Origin of the sequence: Leeia oryzae DSM 17879 (genome assembly GCF_000376945.1) — a bacterium.
GTDB classification, from domain to species: Bacteria; Pseudomonadota; Gammaproteobacteria; order Burkholderiales; family Leeiaceae; genus Leeia; species Leeia oryzae.
Genome location: NZ_AQXU01000024.1, coordinates 46,913 through 71,370, shown reverse-complemented (window position 1 = coordinate 71,370; position 24,458 = coordinate 46,913). Strand labels below are relative to the sequence as shown.

Annotated in this window: 22 protein-coding genes; 3 read left to right on the top strand and 19 right to left on the bottom strand. The window is 56.1% G+C overall.

Annotation, left to right across the window (positions count from 1 at the left end; translation table 11 throughout):
* Positions 1 to 23 precede the first annotated feature (23 nt).
* The 7 genes from F552_RS0111820 to F552_RS0111790 all read right to left on the bottom strand — a co-directional run bounded on the left by F552_RS0111820 (position 24) and on the right by F552_RS0111790 (position 7,438).
* The gene (locus tag F552_RS0111820) at positions 24 to 944 is read right to left on the bottom strand and encodes an AraC family transcriptional regulator (RefSeq protein WP_033375549.1); all 921 of its coding nucleotides are present in this window, start codon (positions 942 to 944) and stop codon (positions 24 to 26) included.
* Between the two features lie 151 nt (positions 945 to 1,095).
* Entirely contained in the window at positions 1,096 to 1,884 is a 789-nt protein-coding gene (locus F552_RS0111815; RefSeq protein ID WP_018151954.1) for an L-iditol 2-dehydrogenase, read from the bottom strand.
* Between the two features lie 6 nt (positions 1,885 to 1,890).
* A complete protein-coding gene (dalD, locus tag F552_RS0111810; RefSeq protein WP_018151953.1) occupies positions 1,891 to 3,264 on the bottom strand; it encodes a D-arabinitol 4-dehydrogenase in 1,374 nt (457 codons plus the stop codon).
* Entirely contained in the window at positions 3,261 to 4,313 is a 1,053-nt protein-coding gene (locus F552_RS0111805) for an ABC transporter ATP-binding protein (protein WP_018151952.1), read from the bottom strand. Before F552_RS0111805 ends, dalD begins: the two co-directional genes overlap by 4 nt.
* Positions 4,314 to 4,322: 9 nt before the next feature.
* Positions 4,323 to 5,138, bottom strand: coding sequence for a carbohydrate ABC transporter permease (locus tag F552_RS0111800; protein ID WP_018151951.1), 816 nt, complete (start codon positions 5,136 to 5,138; stop codon positions 4,323 to 4,325).
* A 10-nt stretch (positions 5,139 to 5,148) separates the two neighbouring features.
* Positions 5,149 to 6,009: a carbohydrate ABC transporter permease gene (locus tag F552_RS0111795; protein WP_018151950.1), complete on the bottom strand. Its 861-nt coding sequence runs from the start codon at positions 6,007 to 6,009 to the stop codon at positions 5,149 to 5,151.
* Positions 6,010 to 6,133: 124 nt separating this feature from the next.
* A complete protein-coding gene (locus F552_RS0111790; RefSeq protein WP_018151949.1) occupies positions 6,134 to 7,438 on the bottom strand; it encodes an ABC transporter substrate-binding protein in 1,305 nt (434 codons plus the stop codon).
* Between the two features lie 332 nt (positions 7,439 to 7,770).
* Between F552_RS0111790 and F552_RS0111785 the strand changes: the two genes are divergently transcribed.
* The gene (locus F552_RS0111785; RefSeq protein ID WP_018151948.1) at positions 7,771 to 9,216 is read left to right on the top strand and encodes a M48 family metalloprotease; all 1,446 of its coding nucleotides are present in this window, start codon (positions 7,771 to 7,773) and stop codon (positions 9,214 to 9,216) included.
* Positions 9,217 to 9,253: 37 nt separating this feature from the next.
* Here F552_RS0111785 and F552_RS0111780 read toward each other — a convergent pair whose 3' ends face one another.
* From F552_RS0111780 to tsaE, 7 genes are read right to left on the bottom strand one after another with little or no spacing between them, the layout of a single operon-like run.
* The gene (locus F552_RS0111780; RefSeq protein WP_018151947.1) at positions 9,254 to 10,012 is read right to left on the bottom strand and encodes a HesA/MoeB/ThiF family protein; all 759 of its coding nucleotides are present in this window, start codon (positions 10,010 to 10,012) and stop codon (positions 9,254 to 9,256) included.
* 9 nt (positions 10,013 to 10,021) lie between these two features.
* Positions 10,022 to 10,858, bottom strand: coding sequence for an isocitrate lyase/PEP mutase family protein (locus F552_RS0111775; protein WP_026182652.1), 837 nt, complete (start codon positions 10,856 to 10,858; stop codon positions 10,022 to 10,024).
* 23 nt (positions 10,859 to 10,881) lie between these two features.
* Positions 10,882 to 12,261 (bottom strand): sigma-54-dependent transcriptional regulator, encoded by a 1,380-nt coding sequence (locus F552_RS0111770; RefSeq protein ID WP_018151945.1) that lies wholly within the window; start codon positions 12,259 to 12,261, stop codon positions 10,882 to 10,884.
* A gap of 10 nt (positions 12,262 to 12,271) precedes the next feature.
* The gene (locus F552_RS19255; RefSeq protein WP_018151944.1) at positions 12,272 to 13,840 is read right to left on the bottom strand and encodes a two-component system sensor histidine kinase NtrB; all 1,569 of its coding nucleotides are present in this window, start codon (positions 13,838 to 13,840) and stop codon (positions 12,272 to 12,274) included.
* A gap of 5 nt (positions 13,841 to 13,845) precedes the next feature.
* Positions 13,846 to 14,088, bottom strand: coding sequence for a PP0621 family protein (locus F552_RS0111760; protein WP_018151943.1), 243 nt, complete (start codon positions 14,086 to 14,088; stop codon positions 13,846 to 13,848).
* A gap of 49 nt (positions 14,089 to 14,137) precedes the next feature.
* Positions 14,138 to 15,466 carry an N-acetylmuramoyl-L-alanine amidase gene (locus tag F552_RS0111755; protein WP_018151942.1) on the bottom strand — a complete coding sequence of 443 codons (1,329 nt, stop codon included), beginning with the start codon at positions 15,464 to 15,466 and terminating at the stop codon, positions 14,138 to 14,140.
* Positions 15,436 to 15,921 (bottom strand): tRNA (adenosine(37)-N6)-threonylcarbamoyltransferase complex ATPase subunit type 1 TsaE, encoded by a 486-nt coding sequence (gene tsaE, locus F552_RS0111750; protein WP_018151941.1) that lies wholly within the window; start codon positions 15,919 to 15,921, stop codon positions 15,436 to 15,438. The genes F552_RS0111755 and tsaE overlap by 31 nt, the downstream gene beginning before the upstream one ends.
* Here tsaE and queG point away from each other — a divergent pair.
* Entirely contained in the window at positions 15,913 to 17,022 is a 1,110-nt protein-coding gene (gene queG / locus F552_RS0111745) for a tRNA epoxyqueuosine(34) reductase QueG (protein ID WP_033375513.1), read from the top strand. The genes tsaE and queG overlap by 9 nt on opposite strands.
* A 72-nt stretch (positions 17,023 to 17,094) precedes the next feature.
* On the opposite strand, the gene F552_RS19250 is transcribed toward queG, so the two are convergent.
* The 4 genes from F552_RS19250 to F552_RS0111725 all read right to left on the bottom strand — a co-directional run bounded on the left by F552_RS19250 (position 17,095) and on the right by F552_RS0111725 (position 22,748).
* Positions 17,095 to 17,745, bottom strand: a complete 651-nt coding sequence (locus tag F552_RS19250) for a YMGG-like glycine zipper-containing protein (RefSeq protein WP_156802309.1) — start codon at positions 17,743 to 17,745, stop codon at positions 17,095 to 17,097.
* Positions 17,746 to 17,804: 59 nt separating this feature from the next.
* Positions 17,805 to 18,635: a zinc ribbon domain-containing protein gene (locus F552_RS0111735; RefSeq protein ID WP_026182651.1), complete on the bottom strand. Its 831-nt coding sequence runs from the start codon at positions 18,633 to 18,635 to the stop codon at positions 17,805 to 17,807.
* Positions 18,636 to 18,844: 209 nt separating this feature from the next.
* On the bottom strand, positions 18,845 to 21,586 hold the full coding sequence (gene secA, locus F552_RS0111730) for a preprotein translocase subunit SecA (RefSeq protein WP_018151937.1): 2,742 nt from the start codon (positions 21,584 to 21,586) through the stop codon (positions 18,845 to 18,847).
* Positions 21,587 to 21,845: 259 nt separating this feature from the next.
* Positions 21,846 to 22,748, bottom strand: coding sequence for a M23 family metallopeptidase (locus F552_RS0111725; RefSeq protein ID WP_018151936.1), 903 nt, complete (start codon positions 22,746 to 22,748; stop codon positions 21,846 to 21,848).
* 184 nt (positions 22,749 to 22,932) lie between these two features.
* On the opposite strand from F552_RS0111725, the gene F552_RS19245 reads away from it, so the two are divergent.
* A complete protein-coding gene (locus tag F552_RS19245) occupies positions 22,933 to 23,382 on the top strand; it encodes a DciA family protein (protein ID WP_169333598.1) in 450 nt (149 codons plus the stop codon).
* A 92-nt stretch (positions 23,383 to 23,474) separates the two neighbouring features.
* Here F552_RS19245 and lpxC read toward each other — a convergent pair whose 3' ends face one another.
* Positions 23,475 to 24,401 (bottom strand): UDP-3-O-acyl-N-acetylglucosamine deacetylase, encoded by a 927-nt coding sequence (lpxC, locus tag F552_RS0111715; RefSeq protein ID WP_018151934.1) that lies wholly within the window; start codon positions 24,399 to 24,401, stop codon positions 23,475 to 23,477.
* Between the last annotated feature and the right edge of the window lie 57 nt (positions 24,402 to 24,458).

The following is a 24,458-nucleotide window of genomic DNA, read 5'->3' as shown; positions in this document are numbered from 1 at the left end:
GGAAAATCGATAGGGAAAACGGGTTACAGACGACCGAACCGGTCTTCGGCCTGCCGGCGAAACTCTTTGGGGGTCATGCCCTTGAGGGCCAGAAACCGCCGATTGAAGTTGGCGACATTGTTAAAGCCGACGTCGTAACAGACGTTAGTGATGTAACGGTCGGTTTCCATCAGCAGCTGGCAGGCTTTGTTGATGCGCAAACGGTTCACAAAGTCGGTAAAGCTGTTGCCGGTGGCACGCTTGAAGAAGCGCGAGAATTTGCTTTCCGACATGCCGACCCGGTCTGCCAGTTCTGTCATCGAGAACTGGGTTTCGCAATGCTCGGTAATGTAGTTCACGATGGTACTGACCTGGGCAAGCGAGGCGTCATCGTCAAAGGATTGCAGCTGGGACGTAGACAGCAGCCGGTAATTCTGACAAAGGGCCAGCTCACGCATGAACCGCAAAAAGCAGATAAAGCGCTCCAGTCCGCTGGTTTCGCGAATCTGGATAAAGTAGTCTTCGGCCGCCTCGCTCATGCCAAAGAATTCGATACCGTGACGGGCCCGCTCCAATAGCGGCAGGATCTCGCGCATTTCCGGGATCAGCTGGATGGCAGACTCTAGCGGCTCATGGGCAAATTGCAGTGCCATGTCCCGCAGGGCAACCCCCTCGTCGGCAACGTCTACAGAAATCCAGTTATGCGGCAAACGCGGACCGGTGAGCACCAGATGGCCGGGCTCGAACTGACCGATGTAATCGCCCACAAACACCTTGCCCTTGGTATCGACAATCAGGTGCAGCTCGTATTCTTCATGGTAGTGCCAGCGGACCAGCGGGTTGGGAAACCCGTGCTGAAGATAGCGCAAAAAACCATAGGTTTCTTTGGGCTCGAACCCGTGCGTGGGCTCCCGCAAGCGGTAATGTTCCAGCTCTGGCGAGCGATTGCGTAATCGGTTGGTCACGATTTTTGCCTCCAAGTCCTGCTGCACCACCCGCTCAGGCACTGTGACATGCCCTGAGCGGTGATACGGTTTTGCTGCGTTGACGCGATTCAATGCCTCACGACACGTCCGTCCCCGCTGGCCAACACAGACCGGGTGACGGTAGCGCGTGTCAGCTCATGACATTGCCGCCATCGACATTGAGCGTCTGTGCCGTAATATAACGAGACAGTTCGCTGGCCAGAAACACCGCCGCATCGGCAACTTCTTCCGGATACCCGAATCGCCCGAGCGGAACAGCCTTGCCCACGGCGATTTTCTTCTCGCCAATGGCCAGGCCTTCTAGCTTGGCAAACATGGCATCCACGTGCTGCCACATCGGGGTATCAATCACCCCTGGTGCAATCGCGTTCACCCGGATGCCATGCGGCGCCATGGCCAGCGCAGCCGATTGCGTATAGCTGATGACTGCCGCCTTGGTGGCACAATAATGCGCCACCAGCGCTTCTCCACGCCGCCCTGCCTGGGACGACAGGTTGATCACGGAGCCTTTGACGCCGGCATCCACCATATGCTGCAACACCTTCTGCATCACAAAGAACAAGCCTTTGACATTCACAGAAAACAGCTTGTCGTAAGCCGCTTCTGTCGATTCCAGCAGCTTCTCGAAAATCGCAATACCCGCGTTGTTGAACAGTACGTCAATCTGGCCAAAGCGACTGATGGCAGTGGCCACCAGCGCATCAATATCGGCCATGTGGGTGATATCGGCGCGGATGTACTGTACGGCATCCGGATACTGGTCAATCAGCGCGGCAACCCCTTCACTCGGCGCGGCATGCATATCTACGATACTACAACGGGCACCTTGCTGTACAAATGCCGTCGCCGTTGCCAGACCGATGCCACCACCGGCCCCAGTCAGCAAGGCATGCTTGCCCTGCAATAAATCATTAGCCATCTCTGATTATGCTCCAATCCAGTCTGAAACACGCTGATATGCGCGACGAACGGCGGCCTCCAGCGTGGCATTGCCCGCCAGGTCCCCCCATAAAATGCGATCTTGCGTCATGGCCGCTACCGGGTCTGCCGCCGCAACCATGGCACGGGCAGCCGCTTCATCCATCCCCTGGTCCTGATACGCATACGGCAGCTGCCCAGCCGCCCAACGTTGCAGGAAGGCCAGGAACAGGGCCGGCAACATGGCTACGCTATCCATGGACTTGCCGGCAGCCAGACACTCCTTGAAGGTCGGCACCAGAAACCCCGGTATCTTGGCAAAGCCATCTGCCGCCACGCGCTGATTGGTATCCTGGATATACGGATTACTGAAACGGTCCAGCACCGTATCCCGGTATGTAGCCAGATCAATCGGACTTGGGGACAGGCACGGCATGACGTCATCGGTCACGTAATCGAAGGCCATCTTGTGGATGTCTTTATCCTGCGTCCCTTCATGGATATAACGATATCCCTTGAGGGTCCCCGCCCAGGCAATGCAGCTGTGACTGGAATTCAGAATGCGGATCTTGGCTTCTTCATAAGGCAGTACCGACGCTACCATTTCCACGCCGACCTTCTCCCACGCTGGACGGCCGCTGATGAAATGGTCTTCGATCACCCACTGGATAAACCGTTCGCCCATCACCGGGCAGCCATCGTCTTTACCGGTAGCAGCCTTCACCCGTTCTGCCACCTCCGGCAACGGACGCGGGGTAATCCGGTCCACCATGGCATTCGGACTGGTGGTGTTGGCATCCACCCAGGCCAGCAGATCAGGTGCATTGCGCTGCTGCAGGAAAGCACGGAAACCGGCACGGAAACGATCACCGTTTGAACGCAGGTTGTCACACGACAACAAGGTTACCGGTCCGCGACCCAGACGGATGCGCTCTGCCAGAATGGCCGCCAGCGCCCCGTAGATGGTCAGACGGGTGCCGTTTTGCAGATCACTCTGCAAATCGGCAAAACTGTGATCCAGCGTGTTTTGCGGCGTGAGGTAATAACCGGCCTCGGTCACCGTAAACGAGATGATGCGCGTTTCTTCCCTGGCGCCCATGTCGATCAGTCCCGCCAGGTTTTCGTCCCATGGCACCACATGGCGAATGGACGAAATGGTCTGGTAACTGCGCTCGCCGGCAGGCGTCACGGTTTCCAGCGTGTACTGGCCATGCTGTTTGACCAGCTGGTCCAGCGTGGCCTGCATGTCCGGGCGAATATTGGTACCCGCCAGCACCCAGCTGTCGTCACCGCTATCGATCAGGTTTTGCAGATACACCGCCTGGTGGGCCCGGTGAAACGACCCCAGCCCCAGATGAAACATGATGTTTGGCTGACTCACTTCGCCACCCCTTTGGCATTCGACACAACCTGGCCATCGGCATCAAAGACATGCAGCCAGTCCTGCTCAAACTTCAGGCTCACGGTATCCCCGGCACGCACGCTGCTTCTGACCGATTGTTTGGACACCACCTGCACCCCGTGCGGCGTTGTCGCGTACACCAATGACTCGGCGCCAAGCGATTCCACAAAATCCACGGTAGCCAGTAACTGGCCTTCACCAGCATTGGTAATCGTCACATGCTCAGGGCGAACCCCGATATGGCCCCCGACTGGCAGCGGACGCACCAGCGACTCTGCATAACTGCCAAATTCTCCGATCGGCAGCATGTTCATTTGCGGCATGCCGATAAACTGCGCCACAAACCGGTTCTGCGGACGGTCGTATAACTCCAGCGGACGCCCCACCTGCTCGATGGCGCCATCACGCAAGACCACCACCCGGTCTGCCATGGTCATGGCCTCGACCTGATCGTGCGTCACATAAATGGTGGTTGCCCCCAGCTCGCGGTGCAGCTTGGCAATCTCGACCCTGGTCTGTACCCGTAGCGCCGCATCCAGGTTCGACAACGGTTCATCAAACAGGAACACTTTGGGTGCACGTACAATGGCACGGCCAATGGCCACGCGCTGACGCTGACCACCCGACAATGCCTTGGGCGTGCGCTCCAGATAGCGGGTCAAGTTCAGGATCTCTGCCGCATGCTCAACCTTTTCCTTGATGACCTTTTTGTCTTCTCCCGCCAGCTTCAGCGCAAAAGACATGTTTTCGGCCACCGTCATGTGCGGATACAGGGCATACGACTGGAATACCATCGCCAGATCCCGCTTGGAGGACGGCGCGTGGGTAATGTCCTTGCCATCTAGCAGCAGATTACCGCCGTCGATGGTTTCCAGACCGGCAATCAGGCGCAGCAGTGTTGATTTGCCACAGCCGGACGGCCCCACGAACACGATGAATTCACCTTTTTCGATACTGAGATCGACACCTTTGATGGCGCGGTGATCACCAAAAAACTTCTCGATATTTTTTAATTGAAGAAATGACATGATGTATCCCTATTTAACCGCGCCAAAGGTCAAACCTTGCACCAATTGTTTTTGACAGAACCAGCCGAACACGATGATGGGCGCAATGGCCATCAGCGATGCAGCCGATAATTTGGCCCAGAACAAACCTTCAGGGCTTGAGTAAGACGCAATCAGCGTCGCCAGCGTGCCGGCCTTGGCAGAACTCAGGTTCAATGACCAGAAAGATTCGTTCCAAGACAACACCAGACACAGCAAGGCGGTAGAGGCCAGACCACCGATCCCCAGCGGCAGGATCACATGGCGGAACTCGTCATACAGGGTGGCGCCATCCATTCGGGCTGCCTCCAGGATTTCACGCGGGATATCCTTGAAGTACGAATACAGCATCCACACCATGATCGGCAGGTTGGACATGGTAAAGATGATGGTCAGACCCAGGCGGGTGTCCAGCAACTGGAATTGCTGGTACACCACATACACGGGGATCAGCACGCCAACCGCCGGCATCATCTTGGTCGACAACATCCATACCAGCAGGTCTTTGGTCCGGCGAGTCTGGAAGAACGCCATCGAATAAGCCGCAGGCGCTGCAATCAACAAACCCAGCAAGGTAGATGCCACGCTGGTGATCAGCGAGTTCTTGGCATACAGCAAATAATCGCTGCGTGACTGGACCTCGATGAAGTTTTCCAGGGTCGGGGTAAAAAAGAACTTGGGCGGGACGGAAATCGCCTGCAGTTCGGTTTTGAACGCCGTCATGCCCAGCCAGAGAATCGGGAAGAAAATCAGCAGTGCCACCAGCCAGGCAGCCCCGGTTCTTACCCAGAGTAATGTTTTATCCATGCCTGACTCCTTATTTTTCCAGGCTCTTGCCGATAATGCGGATCAGGAACACTGACGCAATATTGGCGAGAAGAACCGCAAACAGACCACCTGCAGAAGCCACTCCGACATCAAAGTTCATCAACCCTTGAACAAAAATCAGGAAGGCCACGTTGGTACTTGCAAAGCCGGGGCCACCACCGGTAGTGGTAAAGATCTCGGCAAACACAGACAGCAGGAAAATCATTTCAATCATCACCACCACCGCCACGGAACGTGACAGATGCGGCAGGTACAGGTATCGGAACTGCTGGACATAATTGGCACCGTCCATGCGGGCCGCTTCCAGTTGTTCACGATCCATCGACTGCAAGGACGTAATGAAAATCAGGCAGGCAAACGGCAGCCATTGCCAGGACACCATGATGATGACCGACAGCAGCGGGTAGCTTTCCAGCCAGTTGACGGGCTGCGCACCAAAGAAACGCCAAACTTGCGCCAGCACCCCGTAAATCGGGTTCATCATCATGTGCTTCCACAGCAAGGCGTTCACGGCCGGCATGACAAAGAACGGAGAAATCAGCAACACGCGCACGATCGACTGGCCCGGGAACTTGTCATTGACCAGCAGCGCCAGCGCCATGCCGAAGACCAGCGTAATGACAATCACGGAGCCGATCAGCAAGAAGGTATTGAGTACCGCAGGCCAGAAAGCCGGGTCGGTCACAAAGAACTCATAGTTCATCAGACCAATGTACTCGTGCTCACCGGGCGACATCAGGTTGTAACGGATGAGCGAGAAATAAATGCTCATCACCAAGGGTACGATCATCCACAGAAACAGGGACCCTACCGCAGGTGTAAGCAGAAAGCGGGCAGTAAATTTTTTCATGATCTGTCTACAAAGCTGCATGGATCAGGTACCAACCGCATACCCGATCCATTGGTGACTAAAACCTCTGGTACAACCCTGACGAACCCGCTTGTTGCCATGGTTCATCAGGGCGAGTCAGAGATTACTTATAGTACCCAGCCTTTTTCATTTCACGATCGGCTGCTTGTTGAGACAGTTCCAACGCCTTGTCTACAGAGACTTTGCCGGCCAGTGCAGCAGACATTTGCTGACCGGTGGCAATACCGATGGCCTGGAATTCAGGGATAGACGCAAACTGAACGCCAACGTACGGAGACTTAGGCAGTGTGCTGTCTTTCGGATTGGCAGAAATGATCGCAGCTTTTTCTGCGTCGGCAAACTTGGCCGCTTTCAGGAAGTCTGCATTGGCGTAGGTAGACTTGCGGGTACCGGTTGGTACATTGCCCCAGCCCACTTCACGACCCACCAGGTTGATGTAATCCTTGGAGGTGGCCCAGCGGATGAACTTCTCGGCCGCTTCTTGCTTGGTAGAGCTGGCAGGTACGGCCAGTGCCCATGCCCACAACCAGTTAGAGCCTTTGGCTGTTACCTGGACAGGAGCTGGTGCAAACGCCACCTTATCGGCCACTTTACTTTGCTTAGGATCGGTAATGAAGGATGCTGCAATGGTGGCATCTACCCACATGCCGCACTTGCCTTCGTTATACAGGGCCAGAATTTCGTTGAAGCTGTTGGCAGATGATCCTGGAGGGCCGTATTTCTTCAGCAGGTCGACATAGAAGGTAATCGCATCTTTCCATGGTTTGGTGGTCAGTTGCGGTTTCCACTTCATGTCAAACCATTGGCCGCCATAAGAGTTGACCAATGTGGTCAGGAAGGCCATGTTGTCACCCCAGCCCGGCTTGCCGCGCAGACAGATACCATACACGCCTTTGGCCGGGTCATTGATCTTGGCTGCGATATCACGAATCTGAGTCCAGGTCGGATTGGCTGGCATTTTCAGGCCGGCTTTTTCAACCAGGTCAGAACGGTACATCAGCATGGAGCTTTCGCCATAGAACGGCGCAGCATAGAGTTTGCCATTGACAGACAGACCCTGGCGCATGGCAGGCAGCATGTCATCAATGTCATACTTGGCATCTGGCTTGATCTCGGCCAGCCAGCCTTTTTTGCCCCAGATCGGTGTTTCGTACATGCCAATGGTCATCACGTCAAACTGACCACCTTTGGTGGCAATATCGGTTGTTACGCGCTGACGCAGGGTACCTTCTTCCAGTGTCACCCACTTCAGTTTGATGCCTGGGTTATCTTTTTCAAAGAATTTACCCATTTTTTCCATGGTTACCATGTGACCGTTGTTTACGGTTGCAATGACCAGTTCGGTATCCGCGTGGGCAGCAGCCGCAAAAGCAACCAGGCACAGGGCAGCAGTAAGTTTGAGTTTCATTGGTGCATCTCCTCGTATTTGTAGGTATTGTCGACCCCAGATGTTTTTACGCATCGACGGTTGTAACTTTAGTACGTATTCACCTGTACTTTCGGTACTGTAAAAACCAATTTCAATACTTTATTGCAGCTTAAAATTGATTTTTGTGAAAAAGTATAAATAATTAGCTTGCAAATATTAGTATATTTTCAGGAAACTAATCTTGACGTTTTAAATAAACAGGAGAACAAAATATTGCAGTGCAGCATAAGGGGTGTTTTTTTCTGCTGCCATCCAAGAAAAACACGGGACAAAGCGTTGGAACTGTTCGGGATTCCACCTATCATATGCCTATGAAAAAACTGATTTCGTCGCTACTGATTGTGTCGTTCACGAGCTCCGTCACCCTGCTGCCCGTCATGGCAGACAGCCTGCCGGACCTGGGCGACTCCGCGCAGACCACCCTGTCCCGCCAGCAAGAGCAAGCACTGGGCGACAGCATCATGAGCCAGATCCGCATGTCCAGAGACGTGGTTGATGACGTGGAAATCAAGGACTATCTCAACCGCCTGGGGGGCAAGCTGGTGGCGGCCAGTCCGGACCCTCGCCAGCGCTTCGAGTTTTTCATTGTCTCCGACCCCACCCTCAACGCGTTTGCGCTACCGGGCGGCTATATCGGCGTGCATACCGGACTGATCTTTACCGCCCAAAGCGAATCCGAGCTGGCGGCCGTTTTGGGGCACGAAATCGCGCACGTCACGCAACGCCACCTGTCGCGCTCGATCGAGAAAAACCAGAACGTCATGCTGCTGGGACTGGCGGTACTGGCTGCGGGGTTGCTGGCGTCCCGAAGCAACAGTGGCCAGATCACGGAAGCCGCCATTGCCGGCTCGCAGGCACTGACGATTCAGGGCCAGCTCAACTTCACCCGCGAGCATGAATATGAAGCCGACCGGATCGGCATCCAGATTCTGGCGGCAGCCGGTTTCGACCCGCGCGCCATGCCGGTCTTCTTTGGCCGCATGGAAAAAACCAACCGCCTGTACGATAACAATGCCCCCGAGTATTTGCGGACCCACCCACTGGATAGTGCGCGTATTGCCGAATCACAAAACCGGTCGGCGGCCTACCCTTACAAACAGTATGCAGAAAACCCGGAATTTCATCTGATGCGCGAAAAACTGCGGGCCAAAGACGGTTCGGCAGTAGCACAGATCCGTTATTTCGAATCCGCCATCAACGATCGGCGCTTTAATCTGGAAGCTGCCAGTTACTATGGCCTGGCCACGGCGCTCTTCCGCGACCATCAGTTCCAGAAAGCCCACCAGGCCGTGGTACAGGCACGCAAAACCCTGTCCCACCCGCTGCTGGAATCGCTGGACGCACAGATTTCGCTGGCCCTGGGCAACAAGGACGAAGCCGTCCGCCAGTATCTGGCGGCACTGGGTAAATACCCCAACCACTACGGGCTGCACTATGGCCTGATCCAGTGTCGTCTGGCACAGCACCAGCCGACCGAGGCCATCAAACTGGCGCAACAGCAGATCGCCGCCAGGACCAGCAATGGCGATTTCTATGCCTTGCTGGCAGAGGCCTACGCGCAACAGGGTCAGGAAAGTGCCCAGCAGCAGGCACAAGCCGAGTACTACTACCGGCAGGGCTTGCTGGACGAGGCCATCATCCAGTTGCAAATGGCCGCGCACGCCAAGAATAATGATTTTTATCGCCAGTCGGCCATTGAAGCCCGCCTGAAGAACCTTCAGGAAGAACAGGAACTGGTCAAGAAAAAGGGGAGCTAAGCGCTCCCCTTGGCTGGTAGTCTGCAGATGATGCAGATCAGGGGCGGGGTTTCCCGCCACACACCGGGCACATCGGGTCACGTGGCAGGCGCAGGGTCTGCCAGTCGTTTTTCAAGGCATCAAACATCAGGAAACGCCCGGTTTCCGGGCTTCCGAATTCACCCAGCAATTTCATGGCTTCGGCCGCCTGCATGGTACCGATAATCCCCACCAGCGGCGAAAACACCCCGAAGGTCGCACAGTTCTGCGCGCCACCGTCGCCCTGTTCCGGAAACAGGCAATGGTAGCAAGGTGCTTCTGCCTGCCGGTTGTCAAAGACGGCCAGCTGGCCGGCAAACGACAAGGCCGCGCCAGACACCAAGGGCTTGCGATGCTGCACGCAGGCACGGTTAATCGCGTGGCGGGTCTTGTAATTGTCGGTACAGTCCAGCACCACATCGGCCCGTGCGACCAAGCTATCCAGCGACGCCTCGTCCAGCCGTGCCGGTATCACCTCTACCTGTGTTGCCGGGCTCATCCGGGCAAGCTGTTGCCTGGCTGATTCGGCCTTGTTCACGCCAACACTGTCTTCGGTATGAATCACCTGCCGTTGCAGGTTGGTCAGATCCACCGTGTCGCCATCTGCCAGCAACAAACGTCCAACGCCGCCCGCCGCCAGATACAAGGCAGCCGGAGACCCTAGCCCGCCCAGGCCGACAATCAGGACCGTCGCATCCAGCAGGCGCTGTTGCCCTTCAATCCCGATTTCATCGAGCATGATATGCCGTGAATAACGAAGCAGCTGCGGATCATCCATCTATGGCTTTCAATCTTCCTGATTAAAAAACTGGCACAACTCGCCATCCGGAATCTGCAAGTCGGCAAATCCGAAGGTCCCCTGCTGCCGGATCTCCCTCGCAGCCCGGCGAATCAGGCCAAAGGTGGCACGCGCCAGACTACCGCCTATGCTGACGCGTTGTACGCCCAGTTGCTGCAGCTCGGATAATGCCATGGTGGCACCAGCAAAGCCCATGACCACGGTCAAGGGCGCCGGAATTTGTTCGGCCAGGATACGGATATCGGATGCAGAACGCACGCCGGGCACAAAGATGCAATCGGCACCCGCCCGATGATAGGTGCGAGCCCGTTGAATGGCGGCGGCAAGCGCGTCTGGCTCCCCAGTCAGGAACACATCGGTTCTGCCCGTCAGCACAAAATCCGGGCAAGCCACTTGTGCAGCGGCTTTGGCCGCGCTCAGTCGTTCCGCCGCTTCTTCCACCGCAAACAACTGCCCCGTCTCCGGAGAAACATCTTCAATATTGGCCCCCACCACCCCAGCCTCAATCGCCAGCCGGATGGTATCCGCCACGTCACGAGGCATCTGTCCGTAGCCGGATTCCAGATCGGCACTGACCGGTAAATCCGTTGCCGCCACAATGCGGGCAACCTCGTCCAGCATTTCTTCGCGGGAAACCGCGCCGGCATAATCCGGACGCCCCAGTGAAAACGCAATCCCGGCACTGGTGGTACCAATGGCGGCAAAGCCTTCGCTTGCCAGCATGCGGCAACTGCCGGCATTCCACGCATTCGGCATCACAAACAGGCCGTTCTGCCGGCGGTGCAGGTCCGCAAACAGCCGGGCTTTTTCAGATTGAAATTTCATCGTAGGTTCATTCCGGCAGGCATTCATGCATCCAGTTCATTCAGCCCCAGCCGCTCCATCCGGTACCGCATGGCCCGGAAGGTAATGCCCAGCAATTTGGCGGCAGCCGTGCGGTTAAAGCGGGTTTTTTGCAATGCCTCCAGAATGGCGTCTTTCTCGACCCGGTCCAGATAATCCTGCAACGGCCATTTCTCGCCTTGCTCGATGGTACGCGGGGTGTGCACTTCCGCGCTGGGGGCCAGTTGCAGGTCTTCCAGCTGAATGGTACCGCCATCGCACAAAGCCATCGCACGTTCCAGAATATTCTCCAGCTCGCGGACATTGCCCGGAAAATCATACTGGCTAAGCGCCGTAGCGGCCGGCTTGGCCAACAGCGGCTGTGGTATGTGCTGGGACTCGCTCAACCGCGCAAGGATATGACTGGCAATGCGCTCAATGTCTTCGCGCATGTCACGCAGGGACGGCATGCGGATGGCAATCACGTTCAGGCGATAGAATAAATCCTGACGGAAGGTGCCGTTCTCGACGCAATCGGTCAGGTTCTGGTGCGTGGCCGAAATCACCCGCACATCGACCGGTTCCTCCTGGGGGCTGCCCAGCTTGCGTACCTTTTTTTCCTGAATGACGCGCAACAGCTTCACCTGCATGGCCAGCGGCAAATCAGCCACTTCATCCAGAAACAGGGTGCCACCATGAGCGGCCTGAAAAAACCCGTCGCGGTCTTCGTTGGCGCCGGTAAACGCGCCTTTGCGATAACCAAAAAACTCGCTTTCCATCAGGCTTTCCGGAATAGCGCCACAGTTTACGGCCACAAAGGGTTTTTCCTGCCGGACAGACAAGGCATGAATCAGCCTGGCGGCACGCTCTTTGCCGCTGCCGGATTCGCCGGTAATGTAGACCGGCGCAAGACTTTTTGAGACTTTCTCGATCAGTTGCCGTGCCTGTGCAATGGCCGGTGACTCGCCCAGCAAAATCGCATGGGCTTCATGCCGCTCCGTTACCGGCATCGCAGCCGTCTTGTGCTGGTCCAGGTTCAGCGCCGATTTCACCAGCGTGCGTAACTGTTCCAGCGATACCGGTTTGGACAGATAATCAAACGCACCCGCCTTGAGCGCGGCTACCGCATTTTCGGTACTCCCAAACGCGGTAATGACCGCCACCGGCACATCCAGCCCTTGCTGCTGGATATACTCCACCACCTGCAAGCCTTCGCCATCCGGCAAACGCATGTCGGTCAGGCACAGATGAAACGCCCCCTGGCTTAATTTGGCAATGGCATCTTTCACGTTGGCGGCCCGCTCGACATTCACCCCCATGCGCATCAGGGTCAGGTCCAGCAGCTCCAGCAAATCCGGCTCGTCATCAATGATCAATGCACGGTAAGCAGTTTTGTAACGGGACATACAACCTCGTCTAATTCAGATTACCCACAATTTCGAAGATGGCATGCTCGGATGCATCGATATACTGCAGGGTGGCGCCATTGGCGGCACATAGTTCACGGGCAATATACAGCCCCAGTCCGGTTCCGGACGACTGGGTCGTGAAAAACGGTTCAAATAACTGTACACGCAATTCTGCCGGAATCGGCGGTCCGTCATTAAAAATGCGGAAATACCACGATCGCCCAGACTTCCGCAGCGATAAGCGGATACTGCCCGGGTGTTTCTGGCAATAACGCACGGCGTTACGGCACAGGTTCCACAAAATCTGGTTCAGGTGTTCTTTGTCAAACGGCACATCCAGCCCGTCCCCCACGTCCAGCACCATCAGGCCGGTGTCCAGCTGCTCTACCTGGCAGAACTGGTTAACAAACTCGGCCAGGTAAGCGGGCAAGTCAAAATGTTCGACCCGCAGCCGGTCACGCCGGTTGAGTTGCAGAACATCCTGCACAATATGTTCCAGCCGGTTGGCATTGTCACGCACAATGGTAATCAGCCGCTGCTGGACCGGGTCATGCTCGTCCTCCGCCAGAAAATCAGCCGCATGGGTAATGGCCGATAGCGGATTACGGATTTCATGGGCAATATTGGCAGTCAGCCGGCCCAAGGCGGCCAGTTTCAGCTGCTGCGCCAGTTTCTGTTCTGCAATCGAATCCTGCACATAGATAACCGCCCCAGCCTGGCGATGTTCACCAACCGGCTTGATATTCAAGGTCACCAGATGCCCCATCTCGGGTATCTGTAGCGTCACCTCGGACGGGCCAAACTCTACCCAGCGTGACAGGGCCTGATACACATGGGGCCAGTCACTCAAAGGCCGAGACTCGATATTCTCCGGCAACCCCAGCAGTACCAGTGCCTGACGGTTGTAGTGGCGGATCAGGGCATTCTGGTCGATCACCAGCACGCCATCATGCATATCCCGGATAACGAGCCGGTTGACCTCCTCCTGCTTGGCCAGATCCACCCCCCGTTCCTCGGCCAGCAGCTCCTTCTCCCGCGCGTAGACAGAAAAACGGAAAGCCAGCCACGCCACGGCAAAATAGGCCAGCGCCAGCATCGCGGCTTGCGGCAGGTTATCCGACATGCTCTGCCCGTACCCGCGCGCCAGCTCAGCGCCGATCAGGGCAATACTCGCCAGTGCGGCATGCAGCATGGACATCCGCCCGCGGCTGATCAGCCCGGCTGCCGCCAGGTACGGCAGCAGCAGTAAAGGAAGACCGGTACGAGCCCCCCCTGCCACCACGCCCAGCGAGATGATGAATACGATGTCCCCGGCAATCTGCGAGGTCAGCAAGGCATCAAATGCCAGCCAGCGGCGGTGCGCGCTTACCCCGGCCAGCAGGGCAAACGCCCCGTACCCAGCCAGGATTTCACTGACAAGAGATGATGATACAAAGGTCGCATGTGCCGTCGGAGACACCCACCGCACCAGCAAAGGCAGGAAGGCAAGCGCCGCAATAACGACAAGACGGTAAACAGAAAAATACTGGAGGGATCGCCAGTGCTGGTCACTGGTATTGGAAGCGGGAACTGACATACATGCTAATGCGCTTTGGGACGATGCGTATCACAGTAGAACTTGCCCTGCGTCATCAGCGCTTCAGAGCGCGGCATGTACACGCCGCATTCTTCACAGCGAACCGTATCCTCATCCTTGGCAGACGCCGGAAAACGTTCGCGAGTACTGGTATCTTCACCCGGCGCCTGACGGCTGCTGGCGGCAATACGCTTTAACAGCATGTACGCCAGCACCGCCAGTAACAGGAAAAAAATGATGCGTGCCATAATGGCTTACTCCATAAAAACTTGCCGCGCCTGCGAACCATTCGGGTGATCAGGAACTGGCAGAAGCGACCTTGAGTTTGACCGCGGTCGGGTTTTTGGCGGCAAACTTGCGAATGCCGTTCAGAATGGCGCGCGCCATTTTGTCCTGATAAGCCTCGTCCAGCAGTTTGGCCTCTTCATCCGGATTGGAAATAAACGCGGTCTCCACCAGAATGGACGGAATATCTGGCGCTTTCAGGACGGCAAAACTGGCCTGCTCCACGGCCCCTTTGTGCAGACGATTGATCCCGCCAATCTCGCCCAGCACCGAATTGCCCAGTTTAAGCGAATCACTGATGGTAGCGGTCTGCGTCAAATCAAACAAGGTACGTTTCAGGTACGGGTCGCCCACACTCATGCGCACCCCGCCCACCTGATCCGCCTCGTTTTCCTTTTTCGCCAGCCACTTGGCCGCCGTAGACGACGCCCCGTTTTCGGAAAGCGCAAACACGGACGAACCTTTGGCGGTAGGGGTCAGAAACGCATCGGCATGGATCGAAATAAACAGGTCGGCGTTGATCCTGCGTGCCTTGCGGACTCGGTCAGCCAAGGGCACAAAGAAGTCTGCATCCCGGGTCATGGACGCCCGCATGTTGGGCTGCTCATTGATCAACTGGCGCAAACGCTTGCCAATGGCCAGCGTAATGGCTTTTTCATGCGTTCCACGGCTGCCGATGGCACCAGGGTCTTCCCCCCCGTGGCCCGGGTCGATCATCACGGTGAAAATCGGTCCCTTGTTAGCAGAGGCATCCGGCACATCATCATCAGGCGTCGCTTGTTTGCGTCCGTTCTGGGCTCTGGCATCTTCCGCAGGTGCGGCAGCGGCATCCTGTTGTTTGTCCTGCAACAAGGCCAGCAACGGGTCCGCCGGGTTCTCCGGGTACAAGTCCACCACCAGCCGGTTGCCATATTCACCAATCGGCTGCAGCCGGAATACCTGTGGTTTGACGGATACTTTCAGCTCGAACACCAGTCGCACCGTTCCCGGCTTGTTTTTGCCCGCCCGGAGCAGCTTGATGTACGGATCAGACTCATTCACTTTGCCCGCCAGCTGGGTCAACGGGCCTGTCAGATCCACCCCGTCAATATCCAGCACCAGCCGTTCCGGGTCTTTCACGCTGAACGATTTGTAATCCAGCGGTGTACTGGACTCTAGCGTCACCCGCGTATAGTCGCTACCAGGCCAGACGCGGACCGACAAAATGGCCGGCGCCGCCGCCCGGACAGGATGAACCGTCAGCAACAGCGAGGCCCCCGCCATCTGCAGGAAACGGCGTCTCAATTGCCGCACTTGCGGCAAGGGTTCAGTCAGGTAAGTTGCGCGTACTGGTTTAAACATAATTTTCCCGCCTTACTCAAGGCGTTTAACTGTAAAGAGCGGCCCTCCCCCACCCAGGACAGCGTCAACGCTATATCCGGCGCAGGCAAGCTGCCTGCTGCTTTTTCAGGCCATTCAATCAGGCAAATGCTGTCTTCACGGAAGCAATCGCGGAAACCACTGGCCTCCCACTCGTCCGGATCTTCAAATCTATAAAAATCAAAGTGATACAAGTATAAGTTAGAAATTACGTAAGGTTCAACCAAAGAATAGGTCGGGCTCTTGATTCTGCCATTAACCCCCATGGACCGGAGGATGGCCCGGGTCAAGGTTGTCTTGCCCGCACCCAGGTCTCCTGACAGGGTCATGACCATGCCCGGTTTTAAAACCTGCGCCAGACGCGCGCCTGCGGCCTGCGTTGCAGGCTCATCAGGCAAAAATTCCTGCATCACGGTATGATCTGGTTCATGCAACATGAAAACACTTTCTCTACGCCAGCCACAGACCTCCTGACAGGTCTTGTGGCAGATATCAAACACTGGGGGCTCGAACTGGGATTCAGCCAGATTGGCATTGCCGATACGGATTTATCGGCTGCCGAGCCGGAATTATTAGCCTGGCTCGCCAAAGGCTACCACGGCGAGATGGATTATATGGCAAGACACGGGCTAAAACGCGCCCGTCCGTCCGAACTGCTACCCGGTACCGTACGCGTCATCAGCGCCCGCATGCCCTACCTGTCCGAACTGCCCGCCGACAGCCTGACACAGCTGGATGCCAATGGTCAGGCGTACATCTCCCGCTATGCCCTGGGGCGTGACTACCATAAAGTGCTCAAACAACGGCTGGAGCAACTGGCGCGCAAGATCCAGGATGCTCTGGCTTTGTCACAGCAGACCCATCAATACCGGGTCTTCACTGACAGCGCGCCCATCCTGGAAGTCGCGCTAGCCAGCAAAGCGGGGATAGGCTGGCGCGGCAAACACACGCTGCTGCTGACACGGGAACAGGGCTCGTACTTTTTCCTGGGAGAAATCCTCACCGACCTGCCACTGCCTGTCGATGCGCCCGTCCAGCCCCATTGCGGCAGTTGCCAAAAATGCATGGACGTCTGCCCTACGGGTGCCATTGTCGCCCCGTATGAGGTCGACGCCCGGCGCTGCATTTCCTACCTGACCATTGAACTCAAAGGCAGTATTCCGGTGGAGTTTCGTGAGCAGATCGGCAATCGCGTCTATGGCTGCGATGACTGCCAGCTATTTTGCCCCTGGAACCGCTTTGCCCAGAAAACCACACTGACAGATTTCGACATCCGCCACGGTCTTGATAACGTCAAGCTGCTGACCTTGTTCGAGTGGGATGACGCCACGTTCCAGAAACAGATGGCTGGCAGCGCCATTTATCGCATCGGTCATGAACAGTGGCAGCGCAATCTGGCCATTGGCCTGGGTAATGCCCCCAGCTCACCGGAAATCATCCGTGCGCTGGAAGCCAAACTTCCCACCGCCAGCCCTCTGGTACAAGAGCATATCCGCTGGGCACTGGACAAGCAAAAAGCAGGACAGACGCCTGCCTGACCTGCTTTTTTTCACCCACGGGCCACCCGCACGGTCACACTTGGTCAGCCAATCAAGCGTTACCCCGTACGTTCAAATGAACTGCTTGTCATTGGTCGGTGCATAATAAATGCCCGCCTCTTTCAGCGTTTTGGCGTCCACCACCAGTACTGCAGGTGCTTTGCCACTACTGCCCGCCTGATTGATGCCTTCCTGAATCCACTGGCTGACTTGCGTCCTGTTGCTGGCCGGGACTACTGCCACCACCTGGTAGGGTTCGGTCTTGCTGGCAATGGCGGCACGGCGCCCCACTTCACGGATCGCCGTGACCATGTCCGTATCCTTGGCACTGATGGTCTGCCGGATCGGGAACCCAACCCGCTTCACGCTGTTCACGGTCGCCGTCTGTCCGGAAGCATCCGTTTGCCGGGCATAGGCGGTTTCGGTGTAGGCAGGAATCCCCTTCTTGTTCAGCGAGTCGGTAAAGGCTCTCGCCTCCTGCAAATCTTTTTCCTTGCCATGCTGCCAGCCAATCACCCCGCCGACTACGGCGGTCGCCACCGCAAACTTGGCACAATGACTGTCAGAACCACCCGTCAGCTTGCAAAGCACATAACCGCCAGCACCACCAATAGCCGCACCTGCGGTCGCATCTTTCTGCGCATGGTTGTTATTCGCGCAAGCACTCAGCAGGAGACTGCCCGCCACCACAGGGTACAACACATGCGTCCAAGATCGAGACATGAACTGTTGCATTTCAAACCTCCCTTTCGCCTATGCAGCCCTTCCCTGTGCCTTGTGGCTTAGGGTTGCTGCTTCAGAAATTCATTCATGGCCTTGCGGGCTGCATCCACTTCCGGGTCATGCGCAGCCGGTTTAGCCACTTTGGGTTTGTCCGCAGCTGAGGTATCTGCTGCCGGCGCTGCCGTCTGGTCCGCCCCGTGCGTGGCGGCAGGTTTCGTGGTTGCACTGTCCGCCTTCACATCTCCTGTCGGGGCAGCCGCATCCGCAGGTGCGGTATTTGCCACATCGGAGGCCTCCGTCTCGGCAGCAGGCTGGCCCCCGCCGCCCAGCGAGGTGACCGCTTTGGGCACAATGCCGTTACGTGGCTTGTCTGCGCCTGGCGCCAGCTCACCCGCTTGGACCACCGCGCCGTTCAAAGGTTGCACCTGCACGCTGGCAGCCGCCTCTGCCGAAGAAGCCGCTTGCTCACCCCCACTGAGCGAGATCACCAGGAACATGCAAATCATGGCAATCACGGCCACGACACCGGCAATGACCAGCCAGCGCTTCATTTCTTGTGGGGACGGCAGCTCCCGGTGCTGAATCAAGCCCCGCAAACCGCCAACGCGCACCTTATGGGCCAGCGGAGCAGTCGCCAATGCAAGCGGGACATCCACTGGCTCAGCTTGCACCGCCGTGATTTCTTCAGGGATTGCCTGATCAGCAGGCTCCGCTTCTTCATTCGCAAATGCCTGGCCACAATCCACACAATATCCTGCCGCATGCAAATTGGCTGCACCGCAGGTCGGACACGCCTTATAGACGGAAATATCCGGCTGCGGGGCACCACAGTGATGACAGAACGGCTTGCCCGGCACCAGCTGGGTATGACACTTTACACATAAAGACATCTCGATCTCTCCGGCATCTACATCAGGTAAAACGCAAAACACATGTTCAGGTACAGATTCGCGGGCCCATCCGGTCGCCTTCACCGAATCCTGAAAACCGCATACAGCCTGCAGTATAGTTGATCCATGGCCTGCCTACCCGGCACGGACGCAACAACAAACAACATCGCCGGCATATAGCCGGCGATGTTGTCGTCTGACGTTAGCTTTTAGGCCAGCTTGCCATGACAATGTTTGTACTTCTGGCCAGAGCCGCACGGACACGGGTCATTGCGGCCAACACGCTCACCGGCACGGACAAAGGGAGCACCGCCGGCGTTAGCGCCTTCTTCTGCGCCTTCATTATCCTCTGCCAGCGCTTCATCGTAGTCTGCATGATGGAAGTGCATGTTATCGGTTGAGTCTTCTTCCAGCATGCTTTCTGCGGCTTCTTCCGCCTCTTCGGCAGAGCGCACCTGCACGGTAACCAGTACGCGGGTCACTTCTTCCTTGATGCCATCAAGCATATCGGAGAACAGTTCAAATGCTTCGCGCTTGTATTCCTGTTTCGGGTTTTTCTGGGCATAACCGCGCAGATGAATCCCCTGGCGCAGATGGTCCAGCGCGGCCAGGTGTTCGCGCCAGCGCTGGTCAATCACTTGCAGCATCACGCTACGCTCAAACTGCTGCATGGAGGTTTCACCCACCATGGCCACTTTTTCGGCATAAATGGCATCGGCAGCAGCCACGACACGCGCGGCAATGCCTTCTGCATCCAGTGTTTCGTCCGCTTTCACCCACTCGCGCACCGGCAGTTCCAGCGTGTATTGCGCCTGTAATGTACGCTCCAGCTCTTCCAGCTCCCACTGCTCTTCCACGGCTTCCAGCGGTACAAATCGGTACACCAGCTGGCTCAGCACATCACCACGCATGGCAGTAATGGTGTCAGTAATATGGCTGGCTTCCAGCAGTTCGTTACGCTGAGCGTAGATCACCTTGCGCTGGTCATTGGAAACATCATCGTATTCCAGCAACTGCTTGCGGATATCGAAGTTACGGGCTTCAACCTTGCGCTGGGCACCTTCAAGCGCACGAGAGACCATCTTTTCTTCGATCGGCTCACCTTCCGGCATTTTCAGGAACTGCATGATTTTTGCAATGCGATCGCCGGCAAAAATCCGCATCAACGGATCTTCCAGGCTCAGGTAGAAACGCGAAGAACCATTGTCACCCTGACGACCGGCACGACCACGCAGCTGGTTATCCACACGACGGGACTCATGCCGCTCGGTACCGATAATGTGCAAACCACCGGCATTCAGCACCGCCTCGTGGCGTACGCCCCAGGCCTGTTTCAGTTCTGCCAGCCGGCTTGCTTTGGCCGCTTCATCCAGCGTTTCATCGGCCTTGATCGCGTCCTGTTCTTTTTCGATATTACCGCCCAGCACAATATCCGTACCACGACCGGCCATGTTGGTCGCAATGGTAACGGCACCTGGCAAACCGGCCTGAGCGATGATCTCGGCTTCACGGGCATGTTGCTTGGCATTCAGCACATTGTGCGGGATACCCTCTTTTTCCAGCAGAGAAGACAACAGCTCGGAGTTCTCGATAGAAGTAGTACCCACCAGGACCGGCTGCTGGCGCTCGCGGCAGCTCTTGATATCCATGATGATCGCACGGTGTTTTTCATCCGCCGTACGGTATACCTGATCCAGAAAATCCTTGCGCTTGACGGCATTGTTGGTTGGAATCACCACGGTTTCCAGACCGTAAATCTGCTGGAATTCAAAGGCTTCGGTGTCCGCCGTACCGGTCATGCCCGCCAGCTTGTTGTACAGGCGGAAATAGTTCTGGAAAGTAATGGAAGCCAGGGTCTGGCTTTCTTTCTGAATGCCGACCCCTTCTTTGGCTTCTACCGACTGGTGCAAGCCATCCGACCAGCGACGCCCCGCCATCAGACGGCCGGTAAACTCATCCACAATCACCACTTCACCGTTCTGAACCACATAATGCTGGTCGCGGTGATACAGGTGGTGGGCCTTCAGGCCTGCATTGATCAGATGCATCAGGGTGATGTTGGCTGCTTCGTACAGGCTGCGACCGGCAGCCAGCAGGCCACGTTCCACCAGAATGGCTTCCACATGCTCATGACCGGCTTCGGACATCAGCACGCTATGGGCTTTTTCATCCACCCAGAAGTCGCCTTCACCGTCTTCGGTTTCCTGGCGCTTGAGCAAAGGAATGATTTCATTGACCCGATAATACATATCGGTATTGTCATCGGCCTGACCAGAAATGATCAGCGGGGTACGTGCCTCATCGATCAGGATCGAATCCACCTCATCGACAATCGCATAATTCAGGGCACGCTGCACACGCTCTTCTGGCGAATGCTTCATGTTATCGCGCAGATAATCAAAGCCGTATTCGTTGTTGGTGCCGTAGGTAATATCGGCCGCATAGGCCACCTGCTTTTCTTCATGCCCCATATGGCTGAGGTTGACGCCGACAGACAGGCCGAGGAAGTTGTACAGCCGCCCCATCCAGGCCGCATCCCGGCTTGCCAGGTAATCGTTTACCGTCACCACATGCACGCCCTTGCCGGACAGTGCATTCAGGTAGGCCGCCAGGGTCGCCACCAGGGTTTTGCCTTCACCGGTGCGCATCTCGGAAATCTTGCCAAAATGCAGCACCATGCCGCCAATCAGCTGAACATCAAAGTGACGCATGCCCAGCGCGCGCTTGGAGCCCTCACGGCATACTGCAAACGCTTCTGGCAGAATCGCATCCAGCGTCGTCCCGTTGGCCACTTGCTGCTTGAATGATTCCGTCTTCGCCCGAAGCTCATCATCGCTTAACTGGGCGATGCTGGACTCTAGCGCATTGATCTGCTTGACGATCTGTGAGTATTGTTTAATCAGCCGTTCATTACGACTACCAAAAACTTTTTTGAGGAGCGAAGAAATCATGGGTATTGGTTACTCTGTGGCGCTTTGTTGCCATTAGTATTCTGGATCATCGATAGCATGGCTATACCAAGACCAGTCAAATTAAATAAATTAAACGCGTCACTTTAACTGCTTAGCAGGATTGTCGCAACGCCGCACGTCATTTTTACCACGATAAAGTCGATACATCCTGGACAAAAACCGTCACACTCGCTTGCATTTTTACAGTAAATAAGGACATTTCGTCAAAAAACAAGAGGACATGCCGGTTTTCCATGCATTAACCGGCTGCAGCCGGCAAAAAGCGGCTCGGGTTCTCTGCTTCACCCTTGAAACGCACTTCAAAGTGCAAATGCGCCCCTGTCGAACGTCCCGTACTTCCTACCAACGCAATCACGTCCCCTGCGTTTACATGGTCGCCCTGTTTCACCATCAGTTTGGAGGCATGGGCGTAACGGCTGCTGATACCGGCACCATGGTCAATCTCGACCAGATTGCCATACGCATTATGAAACGACGCAGAAACAACCGTACCGGCTGCCGCCGCATGGATGGGCGTACCGACCGGCGCAGCAAAGTCGATGCCTTCATGCATGGCCTGGCGTCCGGTAAACGGGTCTGAACGCGCCCCGAAATTGGAGGTGAAAGCACCGATGTCCAGCGGCATCTGCCCGGGTAACTGGTATTTCATGCGCTTGCCCATGGCCAGCCAGTCATTCAGCAGCCGGTGGTCGGCGGCAGACTTGTTGATTTGGTACTGGAGATCTGCGGCCTGATTACTCAGTGATGACATCTGTTTGCCCAGCGGAACTTCCGGCCCGCCTTGCGGCAAAGGCGGCAGGTTTGCGACCGGCAATTCAAGACCGTACTGCTTGGCCAGCGCTTGCTGATGCAGGTTCAGCAAATTCTGGCGTGCCTGCATTTCCCCGACACGCAGCGCCAGCACATCCAGCGCATCCTTTTGTCGCCCGGTCCTTTGTTCAGCAACCGTACTGGCATCCAGCATGTCCAGCAAAATGGTTTCTCGCAGACCGGGCACCAACTGCAGCAACAGCCAGAAGACCATCAACAGCCCCAGCACCGTTCCCAGCAGGACACCGGGCAACACGATCCATGCCTGCCATTTGTTCAGCTTCAACTGCCGAACACGGCTGGTTCTGGAAGTCATGAGGATAATTTCCATAGATTCTCCGGATCACGCATGCTTGCATGATGTTGCGTTTGTTACGATAACGGCGCTCTCTGGCACCTCATCCCGGCCCCGGACACCCGTGAGCCCGATCCAATCCAGAAATGGAACAGCGAATACCACCTGTCATGCACGGTTATACATGTCTTCCAGAGCCAAATAGCGTAGAATCGACCAGGTGAAAACTGCCCTTTCTTACTCCTCCGGCCAGACTGAATTGTCTCGACTCTTGTCCGCGACAGACTATCTGCTTGCCTGGCAACACCTGCTGGACCGCTATCTGCCTGGTCCGTTGCAAGGCATGGTGTTTGTCATGAAGCTGGAGAATGGCGCACTGGTGGTTGCCGTACCGCACGGCACAGCCGCCGCCCGGCTCAGACAATTCACGCCGACTCTGGTGCAGTTACTCAACCAGCCCAGACAAAACCCGGCACTGGGAGACGGACAGCTTAGCGCAATCAAAGTCGTTGTGCAAAACGTGATTCCGCGGCCATTACCCAAACCGCCAAAGACAGGACTTTCCAAAAAAGCACTGGGAAGCCTCAATGAAGCCGTTGCCGAATTACCGGCAGGTAGCAGTGTGCAACAGGCTCTGCTCAGACTGATTCAACATCATCGCGGCAAATAACTATTCTGCCAGATCGACGAAATTCTGCGAAAAATACGGTTATTAATCGTACTTTTCACGATTGACACGGATACAGCAGACAAATAGCTAATTTATATCGCTGGGGAAATATTGGCTGTTTGCAGGCGATGGAAAGAGTCTGGCGCCTCTTCCGGGACCGCAAAAGTGACGACTTCGTAATTACTGACATCGGCCAGCATCTTGCGAAGCAACTGATTATTCAGGGCATGGCCAGACTTGTAACCGCGGAACTCCCCGATCAACGGGTGCCCCAGCAAGTACAAATCACCAATGGCATCCAGCACTTTATGCCGGACAAACTCGTTTTCAAAACGTAGCCCTTCGCTATTGAGCACGCGGTATTCGTCCAGTACCACGGCATTGTCCAGATTTCCGCCCAGCGCCAATCCCTGGCTGCGCATCCACTCGACTTCATGCATGAAACCAAAGGTTCTCGCCCGGCTGATTTCGTCAATGAAAGATGCATTGGCAAAATCAATGGCGACGGTCTGGTCAGATTTCTGAATGGCCGGATGCCGGAATTCGATGGTCAGCGAGACTTTGTAGCCATTGTGTGGCAATAGCTCAACCCACTTGTCACCGACTTCGACACGTACCGGTTTTTTGACACGTACAAACTGCTTTTCGGCATTCTGCTCTACCACGCCAGCTTGCTGGATCAGGTAGATAAAAGGGGCGGCAGAACCATCCATCAGTGGCACTTCCTGGGCGGAAAGTGCCACTGTCAGATTGTCGATCCCAAGACCGGCCAGGGCAGACATCAGATGCTCTACCGTACCGACACGCACATCTCCATCCACCAGCGTAGATGACAGGCGTGTATCGTTGACGAACTCGGGCTTCGCCGGGATACACGGTGTACCGGGCAAGTCGGTACGCTGGAAGACAATGCCATGGTCAACAGGGGCAGGATGCAACCAGACATCGACTTTGCAGCCGGAGTGGAGTCCTATTCCCGTTGCCTTGACCGGGCTTTTGAGAGTGCGTTGCTTAATCATCTTGTGTTTACCATCGTTGATACTCCCTATTGTAACAACCAGCCGGGGGACTGGTGA